This window comes from Enterococcus durans NBRC 100479 = LMG 10746 (genome assembly GCF_001544215.1).
GTDB lineage: Bacteria > Bacillota > Bacilli > Lactobacillales > Enterococcaceae > Enterococcus_B > Enterococcus_B durans.
This window is the reverse complement of record NZ_BCQB01000021.1, coordinates 21014-44173: the sequence shown is the minus strand read 5'-3', so window position 1 is coordinate 44173 and position 23160 is coordinate 21014. Positions and strand designations below refer to the sequence as shown.

Sequence of the window (23160 nt, the reverse complement as noted above, 5' to 3'; positions counted from 1 at the left end):
AAGATAAGGAGACGTTAATTATGAGTAAAATTATCGGAATTGACTTAGGTACAACAAACTCTGCTGTTGCTGTATTAGAAGGAAACGAAGCAAAAATCATCGCAAATCCAGAAGGTAATCGTACAACTCCTTCTGTTGTATCATTTAAAAATGGTGAAATCCAAGTAGGTGAAGTAGCAAAACGTCAAGCAGTTACAAACCCAAATACGATTTCATCAATCAAACGCCATATCGGTGAAGCTGGCTTCAAAGTAGAAGCTGAAGGTAAATCTTATACACCTCAAGAAATCTCTGCAATGATCCTTCAATATATCAAAGGGTTTGCTGAAGATTACTTAGGCGAAAAAGTTGAAAAAGCTGTTATTACAGTTCCTGCTTACTTCAATGATGCGCAACGTCAAGCAACAAAAGATGCTGGGAAAATCGCTGGGTTAGAAGTGGAACGTATCGTTAACGAACCAACAGCTGCAGCACTTGCTTATGGTTTAGACAAAACAGACCGCGACGAAAAAATCTTAGTATTTGACCTTGGTGGTGGTACATTTGACGTATCTATCCTTGAATTAGGAGATGGCGTATTTGATGTATTGTCAACTGCTGGGGACAACCATTTAGGTGGGGATGACTTCGATAACAAGATCATCGACTACATGGTTGCAGAATTCAAGAAAGAAAATGGTATTGACTTAGCACAAGATAAAATGGCGTTGCAACGTTTGAAAGATGCTGCAGAAAAAGCGAAAAAAGATTTATCAGGTGTTTCTAGCACACAAATCAGCTTGCCATTTATTACTGCCGGAGAAGCTGGACCTTTACACTTAGAAATGACATTGACTCGTGCAAAATTTGATGAATTAACAGCTGATTTAGTTAAACGTACAAAAGTTCCAGTACGTCAAGCGTTGAAAGATGCTGGTTTGTCACAATCAGAAATCGATGAAGTGATCTTAGTCGGTGGTTCAACACGTATTCCTGCTGTTGTAGAAGCAGTTCGCAAAGAAACAGGTAAAGAACCAAATAAATCAGTGAACCCAGATGAAGTAGTTGCTATGGGTGCTGCAATCCAAGGTGGAGTTATCACTGGTGATGTGAAAGATGTTGTTTTACTTGATGTTACTCCATTATCATTAGGTATCGAAACAATGGGTGGCGTATTTACAAAATTGATCGATCGTAATACAACGATCCCTACAAGTAAATCACAAGTATTCTCAACAGCTGCAGATAATCAACCAGCAGTAGATATCCATGTATTACAAGGGGAACGTCCGATGGCTGCTGACAATAAAACATTGGGTAGATTCCAATTGACAGATATTCCTGCTGCACCACGTGGAATCCCTCAAATCGAAGTAACTTTTGATATCGACAAAAACGGGATCGTTAACGTGTCAGCTAAAGATTTAGGTACACAAAAAGAACAAAAAATTACAATTAAATCTTCTTCAGGTTTAACAGATGAAGAAATTGAACGTATGGTCAAAGATGCTGAATCAAATGCAGAAGCAGATAAAGCTCGTAAAGAAGAAGTAGATCTTCGTAACGATGTAGATGCATTACTATTCTCTGTTGACAAAACATTGAAAGAATTAGAAGGTAAAGTTGACGAAGAAGAAGTGAAAAAAGCAGAAGCAGCTCGTGATGAATTAAAAGCAGCTGTAGAAGCAAACAATATCGAAGAAATGAAAACAAAACGTGACGCGTTGAATGAAATCGTACAAAACCTTACTGTAAAACTTTACGAACAAGCTGCACAACAACAAGCACAAGAAAATCCAGAAGCAGCGCAAGGTGGAGCTGACGACGTCGTTGATGCTGACTTTGAAGAAGTCGATGGTGACGACAAAAAATAATTGACTCGTCGAGTTGTTTGTAAATAGGCTATTTATATGGAAGACAAGTCTTGAATAGAGCTGAGATTTCTTCGCGTGTTCAAGCTTGTCTTCATTAGAGGAAGGCCTTTGGACACTTTAGTAAGCAGAGGTCGCTAAGAAAACGATAGAGCCATAAAAGTTTGAAATAGTCAGCCGATAATGGTTTTATGGCTCTGTTTCTTTAAGACTGAGCATGTTTAAAGCCAAAGTTGCTACTTTGGCTTTTTCTTTTGAAAATACTTCAAAGTTGCAGTTTTTGTTTTAGTAAAAATATGATATGATAACAAGCGACGTGGAAATGATGAGAACCAATAGGAGGAAAGCCTATGGCAACAAAACGTGATTATTATGAAGTCTTAGGGCTCGCAAAAGGAGCTTCTGAAGACGAAATCAAAAAAGCTTATCGTAAGCTATCAAAGAAATACCATCCAGATATCAATAAAGAACCTGATGCAGAAGAAAAATTCAAAGAAGTATCAGAAGCTTATGAGATTTTAAGTGACCCGCAAAAGCGTGCTGCCTATGATCAATATGGTCATGCTGGTACCGATCCTAATTATGGAGCTGGCGGAGCCGGTGGTGGCTTTGGCGGCGGATTCGGTGGATTCTCTGGCGGTGGCTTTGGTGGATTTGAAGACATCTTTGATTCATTCTTTGGAGGAGGCGGCCGAACGGTTGATCCTAATGCCCCTCGTCAAGGAGCGGATTTACAATATACTGTAGACCTTTCTTTTGAAGAAGCGATTTTTGGTGTTGAAAAAGAAATCAAATACAACCGTGAAGAAGTCTGTCACACGTGTAATGGGAATGGTGCAAAACCAGGAACACAACCAACGACTTGTCACAAATGTCATGGAGCAGGTACGATCAATGTAGAACGTCAGACACCACTTGGACGAGTGATGAGTCGTCAAACATGTGATGTCTGTCATGGTACTGGGAAAGAAATCAAAGATCCTTGTCCAACTTGTCATGGTTCTGGTCATGAAAAGAAAGCTCATTCAGTGAAGGTAAATGTACCAGCTGGTGTAGAAGAAGGGCAACAAATGCGTTTAGCTGGCCAAGGTGAGGCTGGTGAAAATGGTGGGCCTTTCGGTGATCTTTATGTTATTTTCCGTGTAGAAGAAAGTGATATCTTTGATCGTGATGGTTCAGAAATCTATTATGAATTACCTTTGAGTTTTGTTCAAGCTGCGTTAGGTGACGAAGTACAAGTGCCGACTGTCCATGGGGATGTGAAATTGAAAATTCCTGCGGGAACTCAAACTGGGACAAACTTCCGTCTACGTGGTAAGGGTGCGCCTAAGCTTCGTGGTGGGGCTACGGGTGACCAACATGTCAAAGTGAAACTGATCACGCCTAAGAATCTTAATGAGCAACAACGTGAAGCCTTGCGTGCATTTGCTGAAGCAGGTGGGATGAAGGTTGAAGAACAACAAGAAGATGGCTTCTTTGATAAGGTAAAGGATGCGTTTGGTGGAAAAAAGCGTAAATAGTCGTTTTTGATAGCTTGAAGGCGATTGTTTTAGTCAAATTAAAAAATGAAGACCGAGTAACAACTGTTGGATCGCATTGCTGTTGTTTACTCGGTCTTTTTATACTGAATGGGATATTGCTGATATTTTGTATTTGCACATGAAAAAGCGAATCGAGGCTGAGACAGAAGTGTTTCTTACTTTTGCCCAGCCTCGATCCGTTTTTTTGTGTACCTATAGTTCTTTATGAATGGTGTTCATTTCAATATCTGACGAGATCAGATGTTCAATACTTTATCTAAGAAATCTTTTGTTCGTTCATTTTGTGGATTTTCAAAGATTTGTTGTGGTGTGCCATCTTCTAGAAAGTTTCCATCATCGATGAACATGACGCGGTTAGCGACTTCTTTAGCAAAGCCCATTTCATGGGTAACGATGACCATGGTCATTCCTTGTTTGGCTAACTTTTTCATAACATTCAATACATCGCCAACCATTTCTGGATCAAGAGCAGAAGTTGGTTCATCGAATAACATGATGTCAGGATTCATCGCCAATGCGCGTGCGATAGCGACACGTTGTTTTTGTCCGCCGGAAAGCATTTCTGGATACATATCTTTCTTATCTTCGAGACCGACAGTTTGAAGTAATTTGATTGCTTTTTTCTCTGCGGCTTCTCTTGTTTCTTTTTTAAGATCCATTGGAGCTAAAATGATATTTTCTAAAACTGAAAGGTGAGGAAACAGGTTGAAATGTTGGAATACCATTCCAATATGCTGTCTTACAAGATTGATGTCTGTATTTTTATCCATCAAATGTGCGCCGTCAATGATGATATCGCCATCTGAAGGTTCTTCTAGACGATTCAAACAACGAAGAAAAGTACTTTTTCCTGAACCAGAAGGGCCGATGATACAAACAACATCGCCTTCATTGATTGAAACGTTGATGTCGTTCAAAACAGTATTGTCACCGTATTTTTTTACAAGATGTTCTACCAAGATTTTTTCTGCCATGTTATTTCACCTTCTTTTCTAAAACTTTTGCTAATTTAGTCAGGGCAGTGATCAAGATCAAATACATGATTGCGATGATCAAGTACACATACGTACTTTGCGTCGTACGGGCAACGATGATTTTACCAGTTTGCAATAATTCGACAACGCCAATTGCTGAAATAATGGTTGTATCTTTTAATGAGATAACAAATTGGTTGACGAATGATGGTAACATGATCTTGATTGCTTGTGGCAAAATGATTTTTTGCATTGTACGGTTGTATGGCAAACCTAGACTGCGAGATGCTTCCATTTGACCTACTGGTACAGCTTTGATCCCACCGCGGACAATCTCAGCGATATACGCGCTAGCATTCAAGGTCAATGTGATAATCCCGGCAATAAAATCAGGGATGGTAAATCCAAGAATACCTGGTAGTCCAAAGAAAATGAAAAATGCTAGTACCATCATTGGGATACCACGGATAATATCGACATAGATGGTAGCAAGCGTGCGTAATGCACGGATCGGTGCTACACTGAATAAGCCGAAAATGATTCCCACGATCAGTGCTAAAGCAAATGAGATCAGCGTTAAAAGAATCGTTTTCCATAAACCTTTAAGTAAGGATTTGTAATTATTTTGGATCAAACCAACGATTGTTGATTCGTTTGCTTTTGTTTTTTCTGAACTGCTGTCATCTGAAATGTATTTATTGATGATTTTATCGTATTCGCCAGTTCGTTTTAATTCTTTTAAACCTTCGTTGAACATTTGAAGAAGTTCTTGGTTTTGGCCTTTTTTGACAGCAAATGCATAAACACCGCCTGATTCTCTTTTGATTGGTGTTTCAAGTGCTTGTCCTTGTTTGATGGCATAACCGATTACTGGATAGTCATCCATCATAGCGTCGATGGCGCCAACTTTCAAGCCGTCATACAATTGATCGGCCGCATCGAAATATTTGATTTTGTAGCCATATTTACTCTGATTAGCATCTAAAAAGTCCGCACTTTCAGTTCCTACCTTGGCGCCAACAGTTTTATTTTTTAGGTCTTTATATGATTTGATTGAAGTATCGCCCTTTTTGACAGCGATTTGGATACCGCTGTTGAAATAAGGATCAGAAAAATCATAACTTTGTTTTCGTTCATCTGTTACGGTCATTCCTGAAATCATACCGTCGGCTTGGCCGGAGTCTAGAGCTTGTAGAGCAGCAGCGAAACCGCGATAATCCATGCGGATATTGATGTCTTGGAGTTTTGAGATAGCTTCCATGAGTTTGACGTCAATTCCTTCATATTCACCATCAGCGTTCTGAAATTCGAATGGTGCAAAAGCCGAATCACTTGCAATGACGTAAGTGTCTTTTTTAGGCTCTATTTTTTGCATCGTCTCGCTTGTGCTTGATTCCGTTGTTTTTGTATTGTCAGCTTGTACACTGTAGCCAGTGGCAAATGTAACAAGTCCTGTCATTATGAAAATAATTGAGTAAAGCAAATGCCTTTTTTTCATAATCAACCTCCTAATTTTTTCAATAACTATTTCATGTTTTTATATTATAGGCGAAAATAGATAAACTAGACAAGATTTTGTGCATAAAAAAATGAAAAAAATCTCTTTTACTAACATCTCATGTTATAAAATATGACATTTGTGATAAAAAAAGCTGACATTCTTTCGTGACGCATTTCGGTGGCGAAAGTATGTTCGGTGTGGTATAATTTCTAAACAGGGAATGCCTTTGCTTTCCTTTTCTTTTTGCGGGTCGTAAAATGAAAGGGAGAGAATGAAAAGGAGGATGAAAAATGATAGAAAGAGATACCTCCCGCCACTTTGAACTAGTGTCGAAATATCAGCCAGCTGGTGATCAGCCAGAAGCAATCACTCAGTTAGTTGATGGCGTGATAAAGGGTAAAAAAGCACAGATACTATTAGGCGCAACAGGAACAGGGAAAACTTATACGATTTCGAATTTGATCGAGAAAGTAAATAAGCCAACCTTGATCATTGCCCATAACAAGACATTAGCTGGTCAATTGTATGGAGAGTTTAAGGAGTTCTTTCCGAATAATGCGGTGGAATACTTTGTTTCTTATTATGATTATTATCAACCAGAAGCTTATGTGCCATCAAGCGATACGTATATTGAAAAAGATTCAAGTGTAAACGACGAGATCGATAAATTACGACATTCAGCGACGAGTTCTTTATTAGAAAGAAACGACGTGATCGTGATTGCCTCCGTTTCTTGTATTTTTGGATTGGGGTCACCCTTTGAATACCAAAAACAAGTGGTATCGATCAGACAAGGCGCAGAACTAGATCGTAATCAATTGATTCGAAGTTTGGTAGGCATACAATTTGAACGAAATGATATTGATTTTCAGCGCGGTCGTTTTCGAGTGCGCGGTGACGTCGTGGAAATTTTCCCAGCTTCACGTGATGAGCGGGCGTTGCGAGTAGAATTTTTTGGTGATGAAGTTGAGAGGATCAGAGAAGTCAATGCCTTAACAGGAGAAGTACTTGGCGAGACGGAACATGTAGCTATCTTCCCAGCCACTCACTTTGTAACGAATGATGAACATATGGAACATGCAGTGGCGAATATAAAAGCTGAACTTGAGCAACGACTAGCCGTTCTGCGTAATGAAAACAAGCTGCTTGAAGCACAGCGGTTGGAACAGCGAACAAATTACGATATTGAAATGATGTTGGAGATGGGATATACCTCAGGGATCGAGAATTATTCGCGACATATGGACGGACGTAAAGAAGGAGAACCGCCTTATACGCTACTTGACTTTTTCCCGGAAGATTCGTTGATCGTAGTGGATGAATCACATGTTACGATGCCACAAATCCGAGGAATGTATAATGGCGACCGTGCCAGAAAACAAATGCTGGTAGATTATGGGTTCCGTTTACCATCTGCGCTGGACAATCGACCTTTACGACTAGAAGAGTTTGAAAAACATGTAAATCAGATCGTTTATGTTTCTGCTACACCAGGACCATATGAGTATGAACAGACTGATACGGTGATTCAACAGATTATTCGCCCAACTGGATTGCTTGACCCAATCATTGAAGTACGGCCGATCATGGGACAAATCGATGATCTTGTCGGAGAAATCAATGAACAAGTTGAAAAAGATCAGCGGGTCTTTGTGACAACGTTAACGAAAAAAATGTCAGAGGATCTAACGGATTATTTCAAAGAATTAGGAATCAAAGTCAAATATCTTCACAGTGATATCAAAACACTTGAACGAACGGAGATTATCCGAGACTTGCGTCTAGGAGAATTTGATGTTTTAGTCGGAATCAATTTACTTCGTGAAGGACTTGATGTGCCTGAAGTGTCTCTAGTGGCTATTTTGGATGCGGATAAAGAAGGATTCTTACGTAGTGAGCGATCATTGGTCCAAACTATTGGGCGTGCTGCAAGAAACTCAGAAGGTAAAGTAATCATGTACGCAGACAGAGTAACTGACTCTATGCGGTTAGCGATGGATGAAACTGCACGACGTCGTACGGTCCAAGAGGCTTACAACAAAGAACATGGTATCGTACCTAAGACGATCATCAAAGAAATTCGTGATTTGATTTCCATCACGAAAGAATCTGAAAGTGATGCGAAAGAAACAGTCCAAGTATCCTACGAAGAAATGTCCCGAGAGGAAAAAGCTACATTATTAATGAAATTAGAAAAAGAAATGAAAGATGCTGCCAAAGCTTTAGATTTCGAGACCGCCGCCAATGTACGGGATATGATTCTTGAATTAAAAGCTTCAGAGTAGGAGGATGACATGGCTAACGATAAAATTATTATTCATGGTGCAAGAGCACACAACTTAAAAAATGTGAACGTAACGATCCCTAGAGACAAGTTCGTGGTGGTAACTGGACTATCTGGTTCAGGGAAAAGTTCTCTAGCTTTCGACACACTATATGCAGAAGGACAAAGAAGGTATGTTGAAAGTCTTTCTGCTTATGCACGGCAGTTTTTAGGTCAGATGGATAAACCAGATGTCGACAGTATCGATGGTCTGAGTCCAGCAATTTCGATCGATCAAAAAACGACAAGTAAAAATCCACGATCAACTGTAGGAACAGTGACAGAAATCAATGACTATCTGCGCCTACTTTTTGCTCGTGTCGGTCATCCAATCTGTCCGAATGATCATATCGAAATCACGAGTCAATCAGTTGACCAAATGGCGGATCAAGTATTGGAATTGCCAGAACGAACAAAGATCCAGGTTTTGGCGCCGATCATCGTGAAGAAAAAAGGACAACATAAAAAAGTGTTTGAACGTATCCAAAAAGAAGGGTACGTTCGGGTGCGTGTAGATGGTGAGATTTATGATCTAAGCGAAGTACCAGAACTTGAAAAAAATAAAAAACACGATATTGCTATCGTTATCGATCGGATCGTCATCAAAGAGGGCATTCGCTCAAGATTATTTGACTCGATCGAAGCAGCATTACGTTTAGCAGATGGGTATGTTCTAGTTGATGTGATTGGTGAAGATGAAATGCTGTTCAGCGAGCATTATTCGTGTCCTTATTGCGGATTTACGGTGGGAGAATTGGAACCAAGATTGTTTTCTTTCAATGCACCATTTGGAGCATGTCCTGACTGTGATGGTTTAGGAGTCAAACTGGAAGTGGACCAAGATCTTGTGATCCCGGATCGGACGAAAACACTAAGCCAAGGAGCGATTATCCCTTGGAACCCAATCAGTTCACAATATTATCCGCAAATGTTGGCGCAAGCGTGTGAGAGTTATGGCATTGATATGGATACGCCATTCGAAGAGTTGCCAACAGAGCATCAAGAAATCATTTTGAATGGGACAGATGAGATTTTTCATTTCCATTACGAAAACGATTTTGGCGGTGTACGAGATGTTGAAACGACCTTTGAAGGTGTTTTGAAAAACATCAAAAGAAGATACCATGACACGAATAGTGATTTTACAAGAGAACAAATGAGACAGTATATGACAGAACTTACCTGTCAAACATGTAAAGGATATCGCTTGAATCCGCAGGCTTTGTCTGTACAGATCAATGGAACGAATATTGGTCAAACAAATGAATTGTCTATTCAAAAAGCAGTGAACTTCTTTTCTACTTTGACACTGTCAGAACAGGAAAAGATCATTGCTCGCCCAATATTGAAAGAAGTCAATGACCGTTTGTCATTTCTAGAAAATGTTGGCTTGGATTATTTAACGTTGAGCCGTGCTTCTGGTACGTTATCAGGAGGCGAAGCACAACGTATTCGTCTAGCTACTCAAATCGGGTCAAATCTTTCCGGTGTGTTATATATCTTAGATGAACCATCGATTGGTCTCCATCAACGGGACAATGATCGTTTGATCGGTTCTTTGAAAAAAATGCGTGATTTGGGAAATACATTGGTGGTAGTCGAACATGATGAAGATACGATGCGCGCTGCTGATTATCTGATTGATGTAGGGCCTGGTGCAGGGCATCAAGGTGGCGAGATCGTAGCGGCTGGTACGCCAGCAGAAGTGGCTGCGGATGAACATTCATTAACAGGACAATATCTATCAGGTAAAAAACGAATCTCGGTTCCGAAAACGCGACGTAAAGGAAATGGCAAAGCGATAAAAATCACTGGGGCAACGGAAAATAATTTGAAAAATGTTTCAGTTGAATTTCCTTTAGGCGAATTTGTGGCCGTTACAGGAGTATCTGGTTCAGGAAAAAGTACGTTAGTGAACAGTATCTTGAAACGAGCACTTGCACAAAAAATCAATCGTAACTCTGCAAAACCTGGGAAGTTCAAGACGATCACAGGATATGATAGCATTAAAAAAATCATCGATATCGACCAAAGTCCCATTGGTAGAACGCCACGAAGTAATCCAGCAACGTATACAAGTGTCTTCGATGATATCAGAGATCTATTTGCTAAAACCAATGAAGCAAAAATGCGCGGATACAAAAAAGGGCGTTTTAGTTTCAACGTCAAAGGTGGACGTTGTGAGGCTTGTCGTGGAGATGGGATCATCAAGATCGAAATGCATTTCTTACCAGATGTATATGTCCCTTGTGAGGTATGTCATGGAAAACGATACAACTCTGAAACACTGGAAGTCCATTATAAAGGGAAAAGCATTGCAGATATCTTAGAGATGACAGTAGAAGATGCTGTAGAATTTTTCGAACCAATTCCTAAGATACGTCGTAAACTACAAACTATCGTAGATGTTGGCTTAGGTTACGTGACGATGGGGCAACCTGCGACAACGCTATCCGGTGGGGAAGCACAACGGATGAAGTTAGCAAGTGAGTTGCACAAGATTTCTAATGGTAAAAACTTTTATATCTTAGATGAACCTACAACAGGACTGCACACAGATGATATTGCACGGTTACTTGATGTACTGCAACGTTTAGTTGATGCGGGGAATACAGTGCTTGTCATCGAACACAATCTCGACGTCATCAAAACAGCAGATCACATCATTGATCTAGGACCTGAAGGTGGAGAAGGCGGTGGCACGATTTTAGCTACTGGCACGCCTGAGGAATTGATCAAAGTCAAAGAAAGTTATACAGGTCGCTACCTAAAAAAAGTAATGGATTAAAGAACTAAAAATAGAAATGTTATATGATAGTTAAAAAAGAATTAAAAGAGCGGATTAACTCTTGTGTTATTAACGGCTATATTCTAGAATACGTTACATGGTAGTTCTTTCTACACTGATTAGTATAGATAAAAACTTCCTATAAGTTCAATCCGTTCAAAAAAGAATTGAGCAATCGGAGGAGTTTCCTTTGATTGCTTTTTTCTTTATGGTATGATATTCCTTGTGTAGTTAGAAAAGAAAACTAGAGATTATGAGTAAGTGAGAGATAAAAATGAAGAGTATTGAAAAAGAAGAATTTATCCCTATTTTATTAGGCAGCGATATGAATGTTTATGGCATGGCACGTTCCTTCCATGAAGCGTATGGAAAAGTTTGTCAGGCGTATGCCTCAAATCAATTGGCACCCACTCGGTACAGCAAGATCGTCAATGTAGAGGTGATTCCAGGATTTGACAAAGATCCAGTGTTTATCGAAACAATCGTGCGATTGGCAAAAGAAAAGTATTCAGATGATACCAAGAAATATCTTTTGATTGCTTGTGGAGATGGATATGCTGAATTGATTTCTCAACACAAAGAAGAACTTTCAGAATACTTTATCTGTCCTTACATTGATTACTCGTTATTTGAACGTTTGATCAACAAAGTAAGTTTTTATGAAGTATGTGAGGAGTATAAACTACCTTACCCAAAAACATTAATCGTAAGAAAAGAGATGTTAGCAAGTGGCCGGTTAGAACAAGAAATTCCATTTGAATTTCCTGTCGCATTAAAACCTGCAAACAGTGTAGAATATTTATCGGTTCGTTTTGAAGGCCGTAAAAAAGCATTTATTATCAACGATCGTGAAGAGTTTGATTTGATTTTAGGACGGATCTATGAAGCAGGTTATACGAGTGAAATGATCGTACAAGATTTCATTCCTGGCGATGATAGCAACATGCGTGTTTTGAATGCATATGTAGACGAAAATCACCAAGTACGTATGATGTGTTTAGGTCATCCGTTATTGGAAGATCCTACACCAGCTTCTATTGGAAACTATGTGGTGATCATGCCTGATTACAATGAAAAAATCTATCAAACGATCAAACGTTTCTTAGAAGAAATCAAGTATACAGGTTTTGCGAATTTTGATATGAAATATGATTCAAGAGATGGAGAATACAAATTGTTTGAAATCAATCTTCGTCAAGGAAGAAGTAGTTTCTTTGTTACTTTAAATGGTTTGAATCTAGCAAAATTTGTAACAGAAGACCGCGTATTCGGAGAACCTTTTACCGAAACAACGTATGGTACGAATCAATCTGACAAAGCAAAATTGTGGATGGGTGTACCTAAAAAAATCTTTTTAGAGTATGCGAAAGAAAACGAAGACAAAAAGATCGCCACACAAATGATTAAAGAAAATCGTTATGGAACAACTGTTTTTTATGAGAAAGATCGATCTTTTAAACGTTGGTTGTTGATGAAATATATGTTCAGAAACTACATTCCTCGATTCAAAAAATACTTTCATGTGAAAGAAGGCTAATTCATGGAAAACTTTTTCAGTATTTTAGGTGGAATGGGTACGATGGCAACTGAGAGCTTTATCCGCTTGATCAATCATCGAATAAAGGCGACAAAAGATCAGGACTATTTGAACTATGTTCTGTTCAATCATGCAACAGTGCCCGATCGTACAGCGTTCATCTTAGACGATAAAAAGGAAGATCCAATGCCTTATTTGCTAGATGATATCAAAAAGCAAAATTTGTTAGAACCAAATTTTATTGTTTTAACATGCAATACGGCACATTACTTTTTTGATGAATTGCAAGCCGCGACACCGATCCCAATCTTGCATATGCCAAGAGAAGCTGCCAATGAACTTGTTCGGCAACAGACATCTGGAAAAGTAGCTATTTTAGGAACTGAAGGCAGTATGAAGGCTGGTATTTATGAATCTGAAGTAAGAAATTTAGGTTTTGAAGTCGTGATTCCTGATCAATTGCTTCAAGAAAAAATCAATTATTTGATTTATCATGAAATCAAAGAGTCTGATCGGTTGAATAAAGACTTATACTTTGAGATTTTAGACGAAGCAGTGGGACGTTTGAACTGTGAAAAAGTTATTTTAGGCTGCACAGAGTTATCTTTAATGCAAGAATTCGCATCAAACAATCCTTATCCTGTGATTGATGCGCAATCATTGATTGCAGATCGGACGATTGAACTTGCATTAGAAAATCGAAAAAAGTTACCTGAATCTGTTTGATCTACTACAAAAGACAGGTAGATGGAATAGCATACGTATGATTATTCAAAAGGATAAGCTAGATGATTTCGAAAATACTCAATCTTATTTTCGAATGATCTGGCTTATTTTTTGAGAAAAATAGTCTTTGTATTACTATAGGGAGATTCAAAAATTCATAATAATTGCTTCAGGGATTGGTTCATTTTTAATAAAAAATGGATTTAAGTGGAAATGATACGCCCGGAGTGATATAATTTTAAAGATAATGTACGAGAGGAGGCCGTTACACGATGGCTGATAATTTACAATTAGTGATTATTACGGGAATGAGTGGAGCAGGTAAGACGGTAGCAATCCAAAGTTTTGAAGATATGGGGTATTTTTGTATCGATAACATGCCACCAAGACTGATACCGAAATTTTGGGAATTGATCAAAGAATCGGGAAAAGTGACAAAAATGGCACTGGGCGTCGATTTGCGTTCGCGCTCGTTTTTTGAAGAAATCCAAAACATGTTAGTTGAAATTGAAAATACTAATTTTATCGATACATCGATTTTATTTTTAGATGCTTCAGATGAGGAACTAGTTGCCCGCTATAAAGAAACAAGAAGGACCCACCCTATGGCTATGGATGGTTTAGTGACAGAAGGTATCCGCAAAGAGCGTGCAATATTAAATGATTTGAAGACACAAGCATCGTTAGTCATTGACACGACGACGCTGACTCCTCGCCAACTTCGTGAAAAAATCAATCATTCTTTCAAATCGAAGGGAGATCAAGGATTTCGCATCGAATTTGTTTCTTTTGGCTTCAAATATGGGTTGCCAATCGATTCAGACATCGTTATGGATGTTCGTTTCTTGCCAAACCCACATTATATCCCAGAGTTAAGACCGTTAACAGGAAAAGACAAACCTGTCTATGACTATGTGATGTCATTTGATGAAACACAGTCATTCTATAGTAAATTCTTGGATCTGCTAGAGACTGTATTGCCAGGATACATTAAAGAAGGAAAAAGCAGTCTTACTGTTGCAATCGGATGTACTGGTGGTCAGCATCGATCAGTGGCCTTGACTGAACGTCTAGCAAAAGCACTAGGTCAAACGTACAAAGTGAATGTAACTCATCGTGATAAGGATAAGCGTAAAGAGACGGTGAATCGGTCGTGAAAATGAAGACATATCGCATCCGCAAGCCTAAAATCGTTGTTGTTGGCGGTGGAACGGGATTACCTGTCATATTGAAAAGTTTGCGCAATCAAGGTGCGGATATTACCGCAATTGTAACTGTGGCGGATGATGGCGGGAGTAGTGGTGAAATCAGAGAATCAATTGCAATGGCTCCGCCAGGCGATTTGAGAAATGTTTTGGTTTCTCTATCTGATATGCCCCAATTTTATGAGGATATTTTTCAGTATCGTTTTAAAAAAGAAGATCAGTTTTTAGCAAACCATACAATTGGAAACCTGATTATTGCAGCAGTGGCTGAAATGAGAGGAAGTACATATGAGGCAATTCAACTATTAGCTAGAATGATGCACGTTGATGGTCACATTTATCCTTCTTCTGAAACACCACTGACATTACATGCTGTTTTCAAAGATGGAACAACGGCAATCGGGGAATCAAAGATCGCCATCGATCGGAAAACGATCGATCATGTTTATGTAAGAAATACAACAGATGATAAAGAAGCAAAGGCCGCTCGAAAAGTAGTTTCCGCGATCATGGAAGCAGATATGGTTGTCTTAGGTCCAGGTAGTTTATTCACGAGCATTCTGCCAAATCTAGTCATCCCTGAAATTGGTGAGGCAATCGTGCAGACGGAGGCTGAAGTCGTTTATATCTGTAACATCATGACCCAAAAAGGAGAAACCGAACACTTTAGCGATGCGGATCATATCCGTGTGCTTCATGAGCATTTGAAGCAACCGTTTATCGACACAGTCTTGGTAAATACGGAAAGGGTTCCTGAAGGATATATGGACCCGGAAATCTATGATGAATATCTCGTGCAAGTTGCACATGATTTTAATGGACTTAGAAATGAAGGGTGCCGTGTCGTTTCTACGGATTTCTTAGAATTGAAAAATGGCGGCGTATTCCATGATGGTGAAAAAGTAGTGGAAGAACTTTTCCGCTTAGTATTTGGATCAAAACTGTAAATTTTTAAGACAAATGAGTGAAAAGAGAAAGGAGGGAATAGAATGTCTTTTGCGGCAGATGTGAAAAAAGAACTGACTGGGTTAGAGGTTCACAGAGAACATGCGAAAGCAGAATTAGCAGCCTTGCTAAGGATGAATGGTTCTTTAGGCATCGTGAACCAACAATTTATTTTGAACGTCCAGACAGAAAATGCGGCAATCGCTAGGCGTATCTATTCTCTTTTGAAAGATCATTATAATGTTCGAAGTGAATTACTTGTTCGGAAAAAAATGAAATTAAAAAAGAATAATGTATATATCGTGCGATTGAAGCAAGGTACAAAAAACGTATTGATGGATTTAGATATTATGGATGGCATGATGTTCAATGGGCATGTCTCGGATGAAATCATGGGGAATTCTCAAAAGATGCGGTCCTATTTACGTGGTGCATTTATGGCTTCTGGCTCTGTCAATAATCCAGAAACTAGTCGTTATCATTTAGAAATCTTTTCAATTTATGAACAACACAATCAGGATATTTGCGATATGCTGAATTACTATGGTCTCCATGCTCGGACATTGGAAAGACGTAACGGCTATATTTCCTATTTAAAAGGTGCAGAAAAAATCGCAGACTTTTTGACGTTGATTGGTGCAACGAATTCGATGTTGCGATTTGAAGATGTACGTATCGTTCGGGATATGAGAAACTCTGTCAATCGGCTTGTAAATTGTGAAACTGCCAACCTTAATAAAACAATTGATGCAGCGTCAAAACAAATTGAAAACATTGAGTTGATCGAAGCTAGAGTGGGGTTACATGCATTACCAGAAAAATTGCAAGAAATAGCCGAATTAAGATTACAACATCCAGAAGTTAGTTTGAAAGAACTAGGAGAAATGATCCCGTCAGGAGCAATCTCTAAATCGGGAATCAACCATCGGATTCGCAAAATCAATGAATTTGCGGAAAAATTGAAAGAAGAAGCAAGTTGATCATCAGACTTTGCCTTTTTTTACGACAAATAAACTCGAAATTGACCTATTTTCATCTGTGTGTGGATATCGAAAATAAAACTTTTTTTGAATTTTTCTTATACAATTTTTTAGAGAGTCAGGACAATCGAATGCCCGGCCTCTTTTTTTTGGAGAATCTTTAGTAAACTTAGTACATAGAATCATTTTTTAGGAGATGAAGAAGGTGGGGCAGACAATGGATGAAAAAACAGAATCTGGTAAGAAAAAAGTGAAAAAAGATGATGAAAGGATCAAGCAACAAGTAATTGACCAAATCGCACAAGGAACAAGTATCAATGTAATTTCAAGAAAAATGCATCTAATGTCAAGTGAAAAAACCAAACAACTATTAATTGACCACATCTGTGAGCAATTGAAAGCAAAAAAAACGATGGAAATGATTGCCGAGAGTTTAAATAAATTTCCGACAGAAATCGTCAAGATCCTAAACGATTATACGATACAACAATTACAACAAGGAGTATCACCAGTTATTCTTTCAGAAAAAATACCTATTGGCCTAGAAGAGATTATCCAGTATCGCAATACATATTTAGTAAATAAAATTGAAGAAGGAGAGTCTCTTCGATCGTTGGGGAAGAAGTTCGGTATGGCACAAAAAGTGGTAAAGGAGATTTGGCATACAGCTATGCTCATGCAGATTTCCACGGGACGAACGCTTGAAGAAGTTGCCTTTGACTTCAGATTGAGTCTAGAAGAGATTTGGACGATCCAAATTGAACATTTGGTCAAAAAAATCGGTGAAGAACAGCCATTGACAGTTCATGAGCAAAAAATGTTTGAGCCAACTTATCTAAAGGAATTAAATGAGCAACATCGACAGGTTCGAACGGCCTTAAAAAAATGTCCCTCACATAAAAAAGTAGCGAAGCAATTAAATCTTAGTACGACTACTGTCACGAAGATTCAGAATTTGGCAATCCTTACGAAGCTTGCAAAAGGAAAAACAATTGAAGTTATTGGAGCGGAATTATTCATTGATTGTGAGAAGGTCAAAAAAGTCAGAAATCAGTATATCGCACAAAAAGTTCTAGAAGGTAAAACATATGTACATCTTCAGAAAAAAATAAATACCAGTCAGCACATCATAGAGAAAAAAGCAATAGCGACAAAGATCGTGAGTAAGCGGCAAGCACCTTCAATAGTAAAGAATCTAAAATACTTTGAGGTGGATGAAAAAACAAAAAATGGGATCATTCAGTTGTGTCAAAATAAAATAGAAATCAACACCATAGCAAAGCAATTTTCGATTAATCATAGAACTATACTAAAAATTAGAAAAGAGGCCATTCTTACAGATTTAAACAACGGGATAACAAGAGAAGAATTAAGAAAAAAATTCAATCTGCCGTTAAAATCGATCATATACATTATAGGACATACATCGTTAGCAAGGTACCCTAATATTAAACGATTAACAAACAACTCAGCAACAATCGCTCAGAAAAAAAGAGCGGTACAGTTATTTAATAGGGGGCATAAGATTAAAGAAGTTGTAGACCTCACAGGAATTCCAAAAAATACAGTCCGTCAAATAAGTGTAAGAGTGAGCCGTGAAAGAAATGTGGTCTTTAAAAAAGAATGGTATCCTGAAGAAAAACAAAAAGCAATTTGAAATTATTTAGATACATCGAAAAGCTTAGAGCTAACTGCTGCTCGTTTTAATGTGAGTAAAATAACCATTTGTCGGATGGCAAGCAGAGCACAGGAAGTGAAAGAGAAAAGAGAACAGTGGGATAAAAAGCAGACAGTTAAAAAAGAGCCTCTAAATAAGTTGAAATGGGGAGCCATTCATAAAAGTTTACATGAAACGAAAGACGCAAGAGAAGCTTCCACTTCAAGAAACCATTCCTTTAGCATAGAAAAATAATTTTTTGTTACAAGAAGAATTGCTATTTATACTTAGAGGCTGAGACAGAAGTGTTTAATTCCAAGAAATAAGAAGAAATTCACGAAAATTGCTGTTCAAATTTTTGTGAATTTCAGCTTATTTAAGAAGGAGTTGCTTCTGCTCCCACCGTTTATTCGTTTTTAAAGAATGAGACAACAGTGTTTTCTTACTTTTGTCCCAGCCTCCATTTAAAAGAAGAAAAAATAGTTGATCTGAAAATCAGAAATATCCTGAATTTTCGAGCAACTATTTTTTATGGGCATTAAATCGAAGCTTCAATCAAGTCTGTTAATTTTTCATGGGTGATCGACTCGTCAAAAATGGCTTCACCTAAAATGACCGTAGGCACAAAGCGGATATTTGCCTCGGACGCCTCTTTGATGATTGCCTGTGATGCATCAAAATCTTTTTGTTCCGTCAAACCTAACTGATTTTTTGCATAATCTGCAACTTCAGATAAGCCTAAATGTTTCCATTCATCTTGCGTATCGAAAATCTTTTTGATTTCAGTCAATGCTTTTTTTCCATCAGTAGCAGTCACGTGATGGTGCATGACGTTTCCCCGTTGCAAACTTTCTTTTTCTTTGTCAAAAAGTTTGATGACACGCTGGATTTTCCCCGCTTCAACTGCTTCTTCAAGCAAGTCAAACGAGTCATTGAACCATTGACGGCAATATGGACAAGCTAGATTGATAAATTCGATCATTTTTTTTGGTGCTTGATCTTCACCATACATGATACCGTTTGCTGTAGTTGTTTTTTCAGCTTTAATCACAGATATATCCATTTCTCAACACCTCTTTCATTTATTGTAATCATTTTTTTGAAGAAATAATAGTATTTTGTTCTTTTTTGAAATTACCGAAAAAACTGGCTTTTGGGCGCCTTTATTCAGAATTAGATTCTGTAGCAAAACTGATTTTTAGATTTGTCTTATATTCAATCTAAGGAAAGTTCGTGAGCAGTTTTGCAAATTAAGTAGGTTTTCTGATTTTTTTACGTTATAATGGAACAGATATTTAAGAGAATTTGAACAAGGATGATGAAAAAATGCGAAAGATGAAAACAATGGATGGGAATACCGCTGCCGCATATATCTCTTATGCGTTTACGGAATTAGCAGCCATTTATCCAATTACACCTAGCTCCACGATGGCTGAACTAGTCGATCAATGGTCAGCAAGTGGAAAGAAAAATATATTTGGGCAGCCGGTCAAAGTAGTAGAGATGCAATCAGAAGCAGGAGCGGCAGGTGTCGTTCATGGTTCCTTGAAAACTGGTGCTTTAACAACTACCTATACAGCTTCACAAGGGTTACTTTTAATGATCCCTAATATGTACAAAATCGCAGGTGAGTTGCTTCCTAGCGTGTTTCACGTAGCTAGCCGAGCAGTCACGACAAACGCACTGAACATCTTTGGGGACCATGGAGATGTCATGGCCGCACGTCAAACAGGTTTTGCTATGCTTTCAGAAAGTAGTGTGCAAGAAGTGATGGATCTAGCTCCAGTAGCTCACCTCGCTTCTCTTGAGGCGGAACTGCCCTTTGTGAATTTCTTTGATGGTTTCCGAACAAGTCATGAGATCCAAAAAATCGAAATATTGGAATATGAAGAATTGGCACCATTGATAAATCAAGAAAAACTCGCTTCATTTCGAGAAAGAGGGATGAATCCAAATCATCCAACGGTCAGTGGAACCAACCAAAATCCAGATATCCACTTCCAACAAAGGGAAACAATCAATGCTTATTATGATCGATTGCCAAGTATTGTTCAAAAATATATGCAAAAAATCAATGAATTACGTGGAACAGCATATGACCTCGTGACTTACCATGGTGATCCTGAGGCAGAAGAAGTGATCGTTTCGATGGGTTCAGTAGCGCAGACGATAGAACAAACAGTCGATTATTTGAATAAAAATGGTCGTAAAGTCGGCTTTTTGAATATCCACTTGTATCGCCCATTCCCTATTGAGAATCTATTGGAAAAATTACCGGAGTCAACGAAAGCTATCGCTGTGTTAGATCGAAGCAAGGAACCAGGCGCTGGTGGTGAACCGCTATTGTTAGATGTGCAAAGCGCACTTTATGATGCGGATATCCGCCCTAAAGTGATTGGTGGTCGCTATGGTCTGGGCTCAAAAGACGTCACACCAGATCAGATCATCAGCGTTTATGATGAACTGCAAAAAGAAAAAAGAGATATGAAGAAACGGTTCACGATCGGGATCGTTGATGATGTAACCTATCAATCACTTGAAAAAAGACCTACGTTAGATTTAACGAATCCCAACACGTATCAGGCAAAATTTTGGGGATTTGGTTCAGATGGTACAGTAGGTGCGAATAAATCAGCAATCAAGATTATTGGTGACCATACAGATAAATATGCACAAGGATACTTTTACTATGACTCTAAGAAATCTGGTGGGTTAACTGTTTCGCACTTGCGTTTTGGGGACACACCTATTTGCTCGACTTACTTGGTTGAACATGCGGACTTTGTTGCGTGTCATACCCCAGCGTATCTACACAGTTATGATTTAGTAAAAGGTTTGAAAAAAGGCGGAACGTTCTTACTTAATACGTTATGGACAGAAAAACAGTTGGAGAACCACCTGCCTATCCGTTTAAAAAAATATTTGGCAGAAAATGACATACAGTTTTATACGATCAATGCGATGCAACTAGCACAAGAAGTAGGTTTAGGTCGTCGAATCAACACGGCGATGGAAACAGCCTTTTTCAAATTAGCGAACATCATTCCGTTTGAGGAAGTGATGCCACTCTTAAAAGAAGAAACACTAAAAAGCTATGGACATAAATCAATGAAGATCGTTGAAAAAAACGTGCAGGCAATCGATCGTACAGTGGAATTGCTTCACAAAGTGGAAGTGCCTGAACACTGGCGAACATTAGAGATTCCAGTGAAAACAAATCAGTATCAATCACAGTATGTCCAAGAAGTGCTTGAACCAATCAATGCACAAGAAGGAAATAGTTTATCCGTTGGGACTTTGGTCGAAAACCAGATGACAACCGGTGAAATGCCTTTAGGGACGGCGAAAGTTGAAAAACGTGGTGTTGCGTTAGAAGTGCCTGAGTGGATCAGTGATCGTTGCACAATGTGTAATGAATGTGCTTTTGTTTGTCCTCATGCAGCCATTCGCCCATTCTTGGCAGATGATGAGGAAATGACTGAGGCACCTGAAGGATTTATTGTACGGGATATGAGAGGGCCAGATGGACTAAAATACCGTATCCAAGTTTCCGTAGAAGACTGTACAGGTTGTGGATTATGCGTAGAAGCTTGTCCAGCAAAAGGAAAAGCATTAGTGATGAAACCTTATGAAGAACAAAAAGAACAAGCTGTCAATTGGGCATTTGCTATGACCTTGAAACAAAAAGAAAATCCAGTAAAGGGTAAAAATTCAGTGTTATCTACGCAGTTCAATAAACCATTGCTTGAATTTTCAGGAGCTTGTTCAGGTTGCGGAGAAACACCTTACGTCAAATTATTGACACAAATGTTTGGGGATCGGATGATGATCGCGAATGCAACAGGGTGTTCTTCAATCTGGGGTGGAGCTTCACCAGCTTCTCCATATACAACGAATGAATGTGGTCAAGGCCCAGCATGGTCAAATTCTTTACTAGAAGACAATGCTGAGTTTGGCTATGGTATGTTGCTAGCGGCTCAAACGCGTCGCGAAGCTTTAGCAAAAGCAATGAGCGAATTGTTGCCGAAAGTTTCACAAGAGTTGCGGGCATTGATGGAGGATTGGTTAGATCATTTATTCGATAGTGAAGGCACACAACAAAGAGCTGCAAAACTTCAAGCAGCGATCGAATCAGAAGTTGTGGACGTTCCAGAATTGCGGGCAATTCTAAAAGAAAAAGACATTTTTGTGAAAAATAGCCAATGGATGATTGGTGGCGATGGTTGGGCCTATGACATTGGTTTCGGTGGGATCGATCATGTATTAGCAAGTGGTGCAGACGTCAATATTCTCGTGTTGGATAATGAAGTTTATTCTAATACAGGAGGACAAGTGTCTAAAGCAACACCAGCATCAGCTATCGCAAAATTTGCTGCGAGCGGGAAATATGCTTCGAAAAAGGATTTAGGGATGATGGCGATGACGTATGGCAATGTCTACGTTGCCCAAATCGCTTCTGGAGCAAATCAAATGCAAACAATCAAAGCGTTCGAAGAGGCAGAAAAATTCCCTGGACCTTCATTGATCATCGCCTATACACCATGTATCACACACGGTCTATTTGGTGGAATGAAAGAATCAATCAAAGAAGCAAAAGAGGCCGTTTCTTCTGGATATTGGTCACTATATCGATACAATCCAGAATTAATCGAAAAGAACAAAGTACCAATGACTTTAGATTACAAAAAACCTGATTTTTCAACAATGCCTGATTTTATGCGTAAGCAAGTACGTTTTTCATTATTGGAAAATGCGCATCCGCAATTAGCAGAAAAATTATTTGAAAAAACAGTTCATGATGCAAAGACACGCTTCTACAACTATGCTTCATTAGCAGGTCAATTGGATAAAATCAAAGCAAAAATAGAACCTGCTGAAGAAAAGGAAACGCTCGAAAAGCCTGTAAGAGAAAAAAGAGAGAAAAAAAGTGATCCAGAAGCCGAAGCAAGAAGAGCGGCAAGAAGAGCAGAACGTGCCGCACGTAGAAAATAGACACTAGTGCCTCGTTTCAGAGAAATAGATTTAAGAATTTTTATAAATGATAAGCTTGAGGGAAAAAATAGGAAACCAAGAGCTAAAAATTGATTTACGAAAGTTATTTTTTGATTTAGGATAACTGAACTTTATTTTCGA

General features: G+C 38.7%; 15 protein-coding genes. 12 read left to right on the top strand and 3 right to left on the bottom strand.

The window, feature by feature from the left end; translation table 11 throughout:
• Nucleotides 1-20: 20 nt before the first annotated feature.
• Nucleotides 21-1853 (top strand): molecular chaperone DnaK, encoded by a 1833-nt coding sequence (gene dnaK / locus ED2_RS07685; RefSeq protein WP_016176483.1) that lies wholly within the window; start codon nt 21-23, stop codon nt 1851-1853.
• A 347-nt stretch (nt 1854-2200) separates the two neighbouring features.
• Nucleotides 2201-3370, top strand: coding sequence for a molecular chaperone DnaJ (gene dnaJ / locus ED2_RS07680; RefSeq protein ID WP_005880045.1), 1170 nt, complete (start codon nt 2201-2203; stop codon nt 3368-3370).
• Nucleotides 3371-3627: 257 nt separating this feature from the next.
• Here the strand turns inward: dnaJ and ED2_RS07675 are convergent, their stop codons facing one another.
• Entirely contained in the window at nt 3628-4365 is a 738-nt protein-coding gene (locus tag ED2_RS07675) for an amino acid ABC transporter ATP-binding protein (protein WP_016176484.1), read from the bottom strand.
• 1 nt (nt 4366) lies between these two features.
• A complete protein-coding gene (locus ED2_RS07670; RefSeq protein ID WP_005880041.1) occupies nt 4367-5863 on the bottom strand; it encodes an amino acid ABC transporter substrate-binding protein/permease in 1497 nt (498 codons plus the stop codon).
• Between the two features lie 293 nt (nt 5864-6156).
• On the opposite strand from ED2_RS07670, the gene uvrB reads away from it, so the two are divergent.
• From uvrB to ED2_RS16040, 9 genes are all read left to right on the top strand, one after another.
• On the top strand, nt 6157-8151 hold the full coding sequence (uvrB, locus tag ED2_RS07665) for an excinuclease ABC subunit UvrB (protein ID WP_016176485.1): 1995 nt from the start codon (nt 6157-6159) through the stop codon (nt 8149-8151).
• Between the two features lie 9 nt (nt 8152-8160).
• Nucleotides 8161-10977: an excinuclease ABC subunit UvrA gene (uvrA, locus tag ED2_RS07660; RefSeq protein ID WP_060789740.1), complete on the top strand. Its 2817-nt coding sequence runs from the start codon at nt 8161-8163 to the stop codon at nt 10975-10977.
• A 274-nt stretch (nt 10978-11251) separates the two neighbouring features.
• Nucleotides 11252-12514 (top strand): D-aspartate ligase, encoded by a 1263-nt coding sequence (locus ED2_RS07655; protein WP_005880035.1) that lies wholly within the window; start codon nt 11252-11254, stop codon nt 12512-12514.
• A 3-nt stretch (nt 12515-12517) separates the two neighbouring features.
• The gene (locus ED2_RS07650; protein ID WP_005880033.1) at nt 12518-13240 is read left to right on the top strand and encodes an amino acid racemase; all 723 of its coding nucleotides are present in this window, start codon (nt 12518-12520) and stop codon (nt 13238-13240) included.
• A 272-nt stretch (nt 13241-13512) separates the two neighbouring features.
• Nucleotides 13513-14397, top strand: a complete 885-nt coding sequence (rapZ, locus tag ED2_RS07645) for an RNase adapter RapZ (protein ID WP_016176487.1) — start codon at nt 13513-13515, stop codon at nt 14395-14397.
• Nucleotides 14394-15392: a gluconeogenesis factor YvcK family protein gene (locus ED2_RS07640; RefSeq protein ID WP_005880029.1), complete on the top strand. Its 999-nt coding sequence runs from the start codon at nt 14394-14396 to the stop codon at nt 15390-15392. The genes rapZ and ED2_RS07640 overlap by 4 nt, the downstream gene beginning before the upstream one ends.
• Nucleotides 15393-15434: 42 nt before the next feature.
• Complete coding sequence (gene whiA, locus ED2_RS07635; protein ID WP_005880027.1) at nt 15435-16370, top strand: DNA-binding protein WhiA; 936 nt, start codon at nt 15435-15437, stop codon at nt 16368-16370.
• Between the two features lie 250 nt (nt 16371-16620).
• A complete protein-coding gene (locus ED2_RS07630; protein ID WP_255209472.1) occupies nt 16621-18027 on the top strand; it encodes a hypothetical protein in 1407 nt (468 codons plus the stop codon).
• Between the two features lie 96 nt (nt 18028-18123).
• Nucleotides 18124-18282, top strand: coding sequence for a hypothetical protein (locus ED2_RS16040; protein ID WP_232103813.1), 159 nt, complete (start codon nt 18124-18126; stop codon nt 18280-18282).
• Between the two features lie 283 nt (nt 18283-18565).
• Here the strand turns inward: ED2_RS16040 and ED2_RS07625 are convergent, their stop codons facing one another.
• Nucleotides 18566-19090: a thioredoxin domain-containing protein gene (locus tag ED2_RS07625; protein WP_016176489.1), complete on the bottom strand. Its 525-nt coding sequence runs from the start codon at nt 19088-19090 to the stop codon at nt 18566-18568.
• A 263-nt stretch (nt 19091-19353) separates the two neighbouring features.
• Here ED2_RS07625 and nifJ point away from each other — a divergent pair, with 263 nt between their 5' ends.
• Nucleotides 19354-23019, top strand: a complete 3666-nt coding sequence (nifJ, locus tag ED2_RS07620; RefSeq protein ID WP_016176490.1) for a pyruvate:ferredoxin (flavodoxin) oxidoreductase — start codon at nt 19354-19356, stop codon at nt 23017-23019.
• Nucleotides 23020-23160 lie beyond the last annotated feature (141 nt).

Coding starts and splice junctions, on each gene's coding strand:
- dnaK (WP_016176483.1), top strand. CDS start 21: ATGAGTAAAATTATCGGAATTGACTTAGGTACAACAAACTCTGCTGTT.
- dnaJ (WP_005880045.1), top strand. CDS start 2,201: ATGGCAACAAAACGTGATTATTATGAAGTCTTAGGGCTCGCAAAAGGA.
- ED2_RS07675 (WP_016176484.1), bottom strand. CDS start 4,365: ATGGCAGAAAAAATCTTGGTAGAACATCTTGTAAAAAAATACGGTGAC.
- ED2_RS07670 (WP_005880041.1), bottom strand. CDS start 5,863: ATGAAAAAAAGGCATTTGCTTTACTCAATTATTTTCATAATGACAGGA.
- uvrB (WP_016176485.1), top strand. CDS start 6,157: ATGATAGAAAGAGATACCTCCCGCCACTTTGAACTAGTGTCGAAATAT.
- uvrA (WP_060789740.1), top strand. CDS start 8,161: ATGGCTAACGATAAAATTATTATTCATGGTGCAAGAGCACACAACTTA.
- ED2_RS07655 (WP_005880035.1), top strand. CDS start 11,252: ATGAAGAGTATTGAAAAAGAAGAATTTATCCCTATTTTATTAGGCAGC.
- ED2_RS07650 (WP_005880033.1), top strand. CDS start 12,518: ATGGAAAACTTTTTCAGTATTTTAGGTGGAATGGGTACGATGGCAACT.
- rapZ (WP_016176487.1), top strand. CDS start 13,513: ATGGCTGATAATTTACAATTAGTGATTATTACGGGAATGAGTGGAGCA.
- whiA (WP_005880027.1), top strand. CDS start 15,435: ATGTCTTTTGCGGCAGATGTGAAAAAAGAACTGACTGGGTTAGAGGTT.
- ED2_RS07625 (WP_016176489.1), bottom strand. CDS start 19,090: ATGGATATATCTGTGATTAAAGCTGAAAAAACAACTACAGCAAACGGT.
- nifJ (WP_016176490.1), top strand. CDS start 19,354: ATGCGAAAGATGAAAACAATGGATGGGAATACCGCTGCCGCATATATC.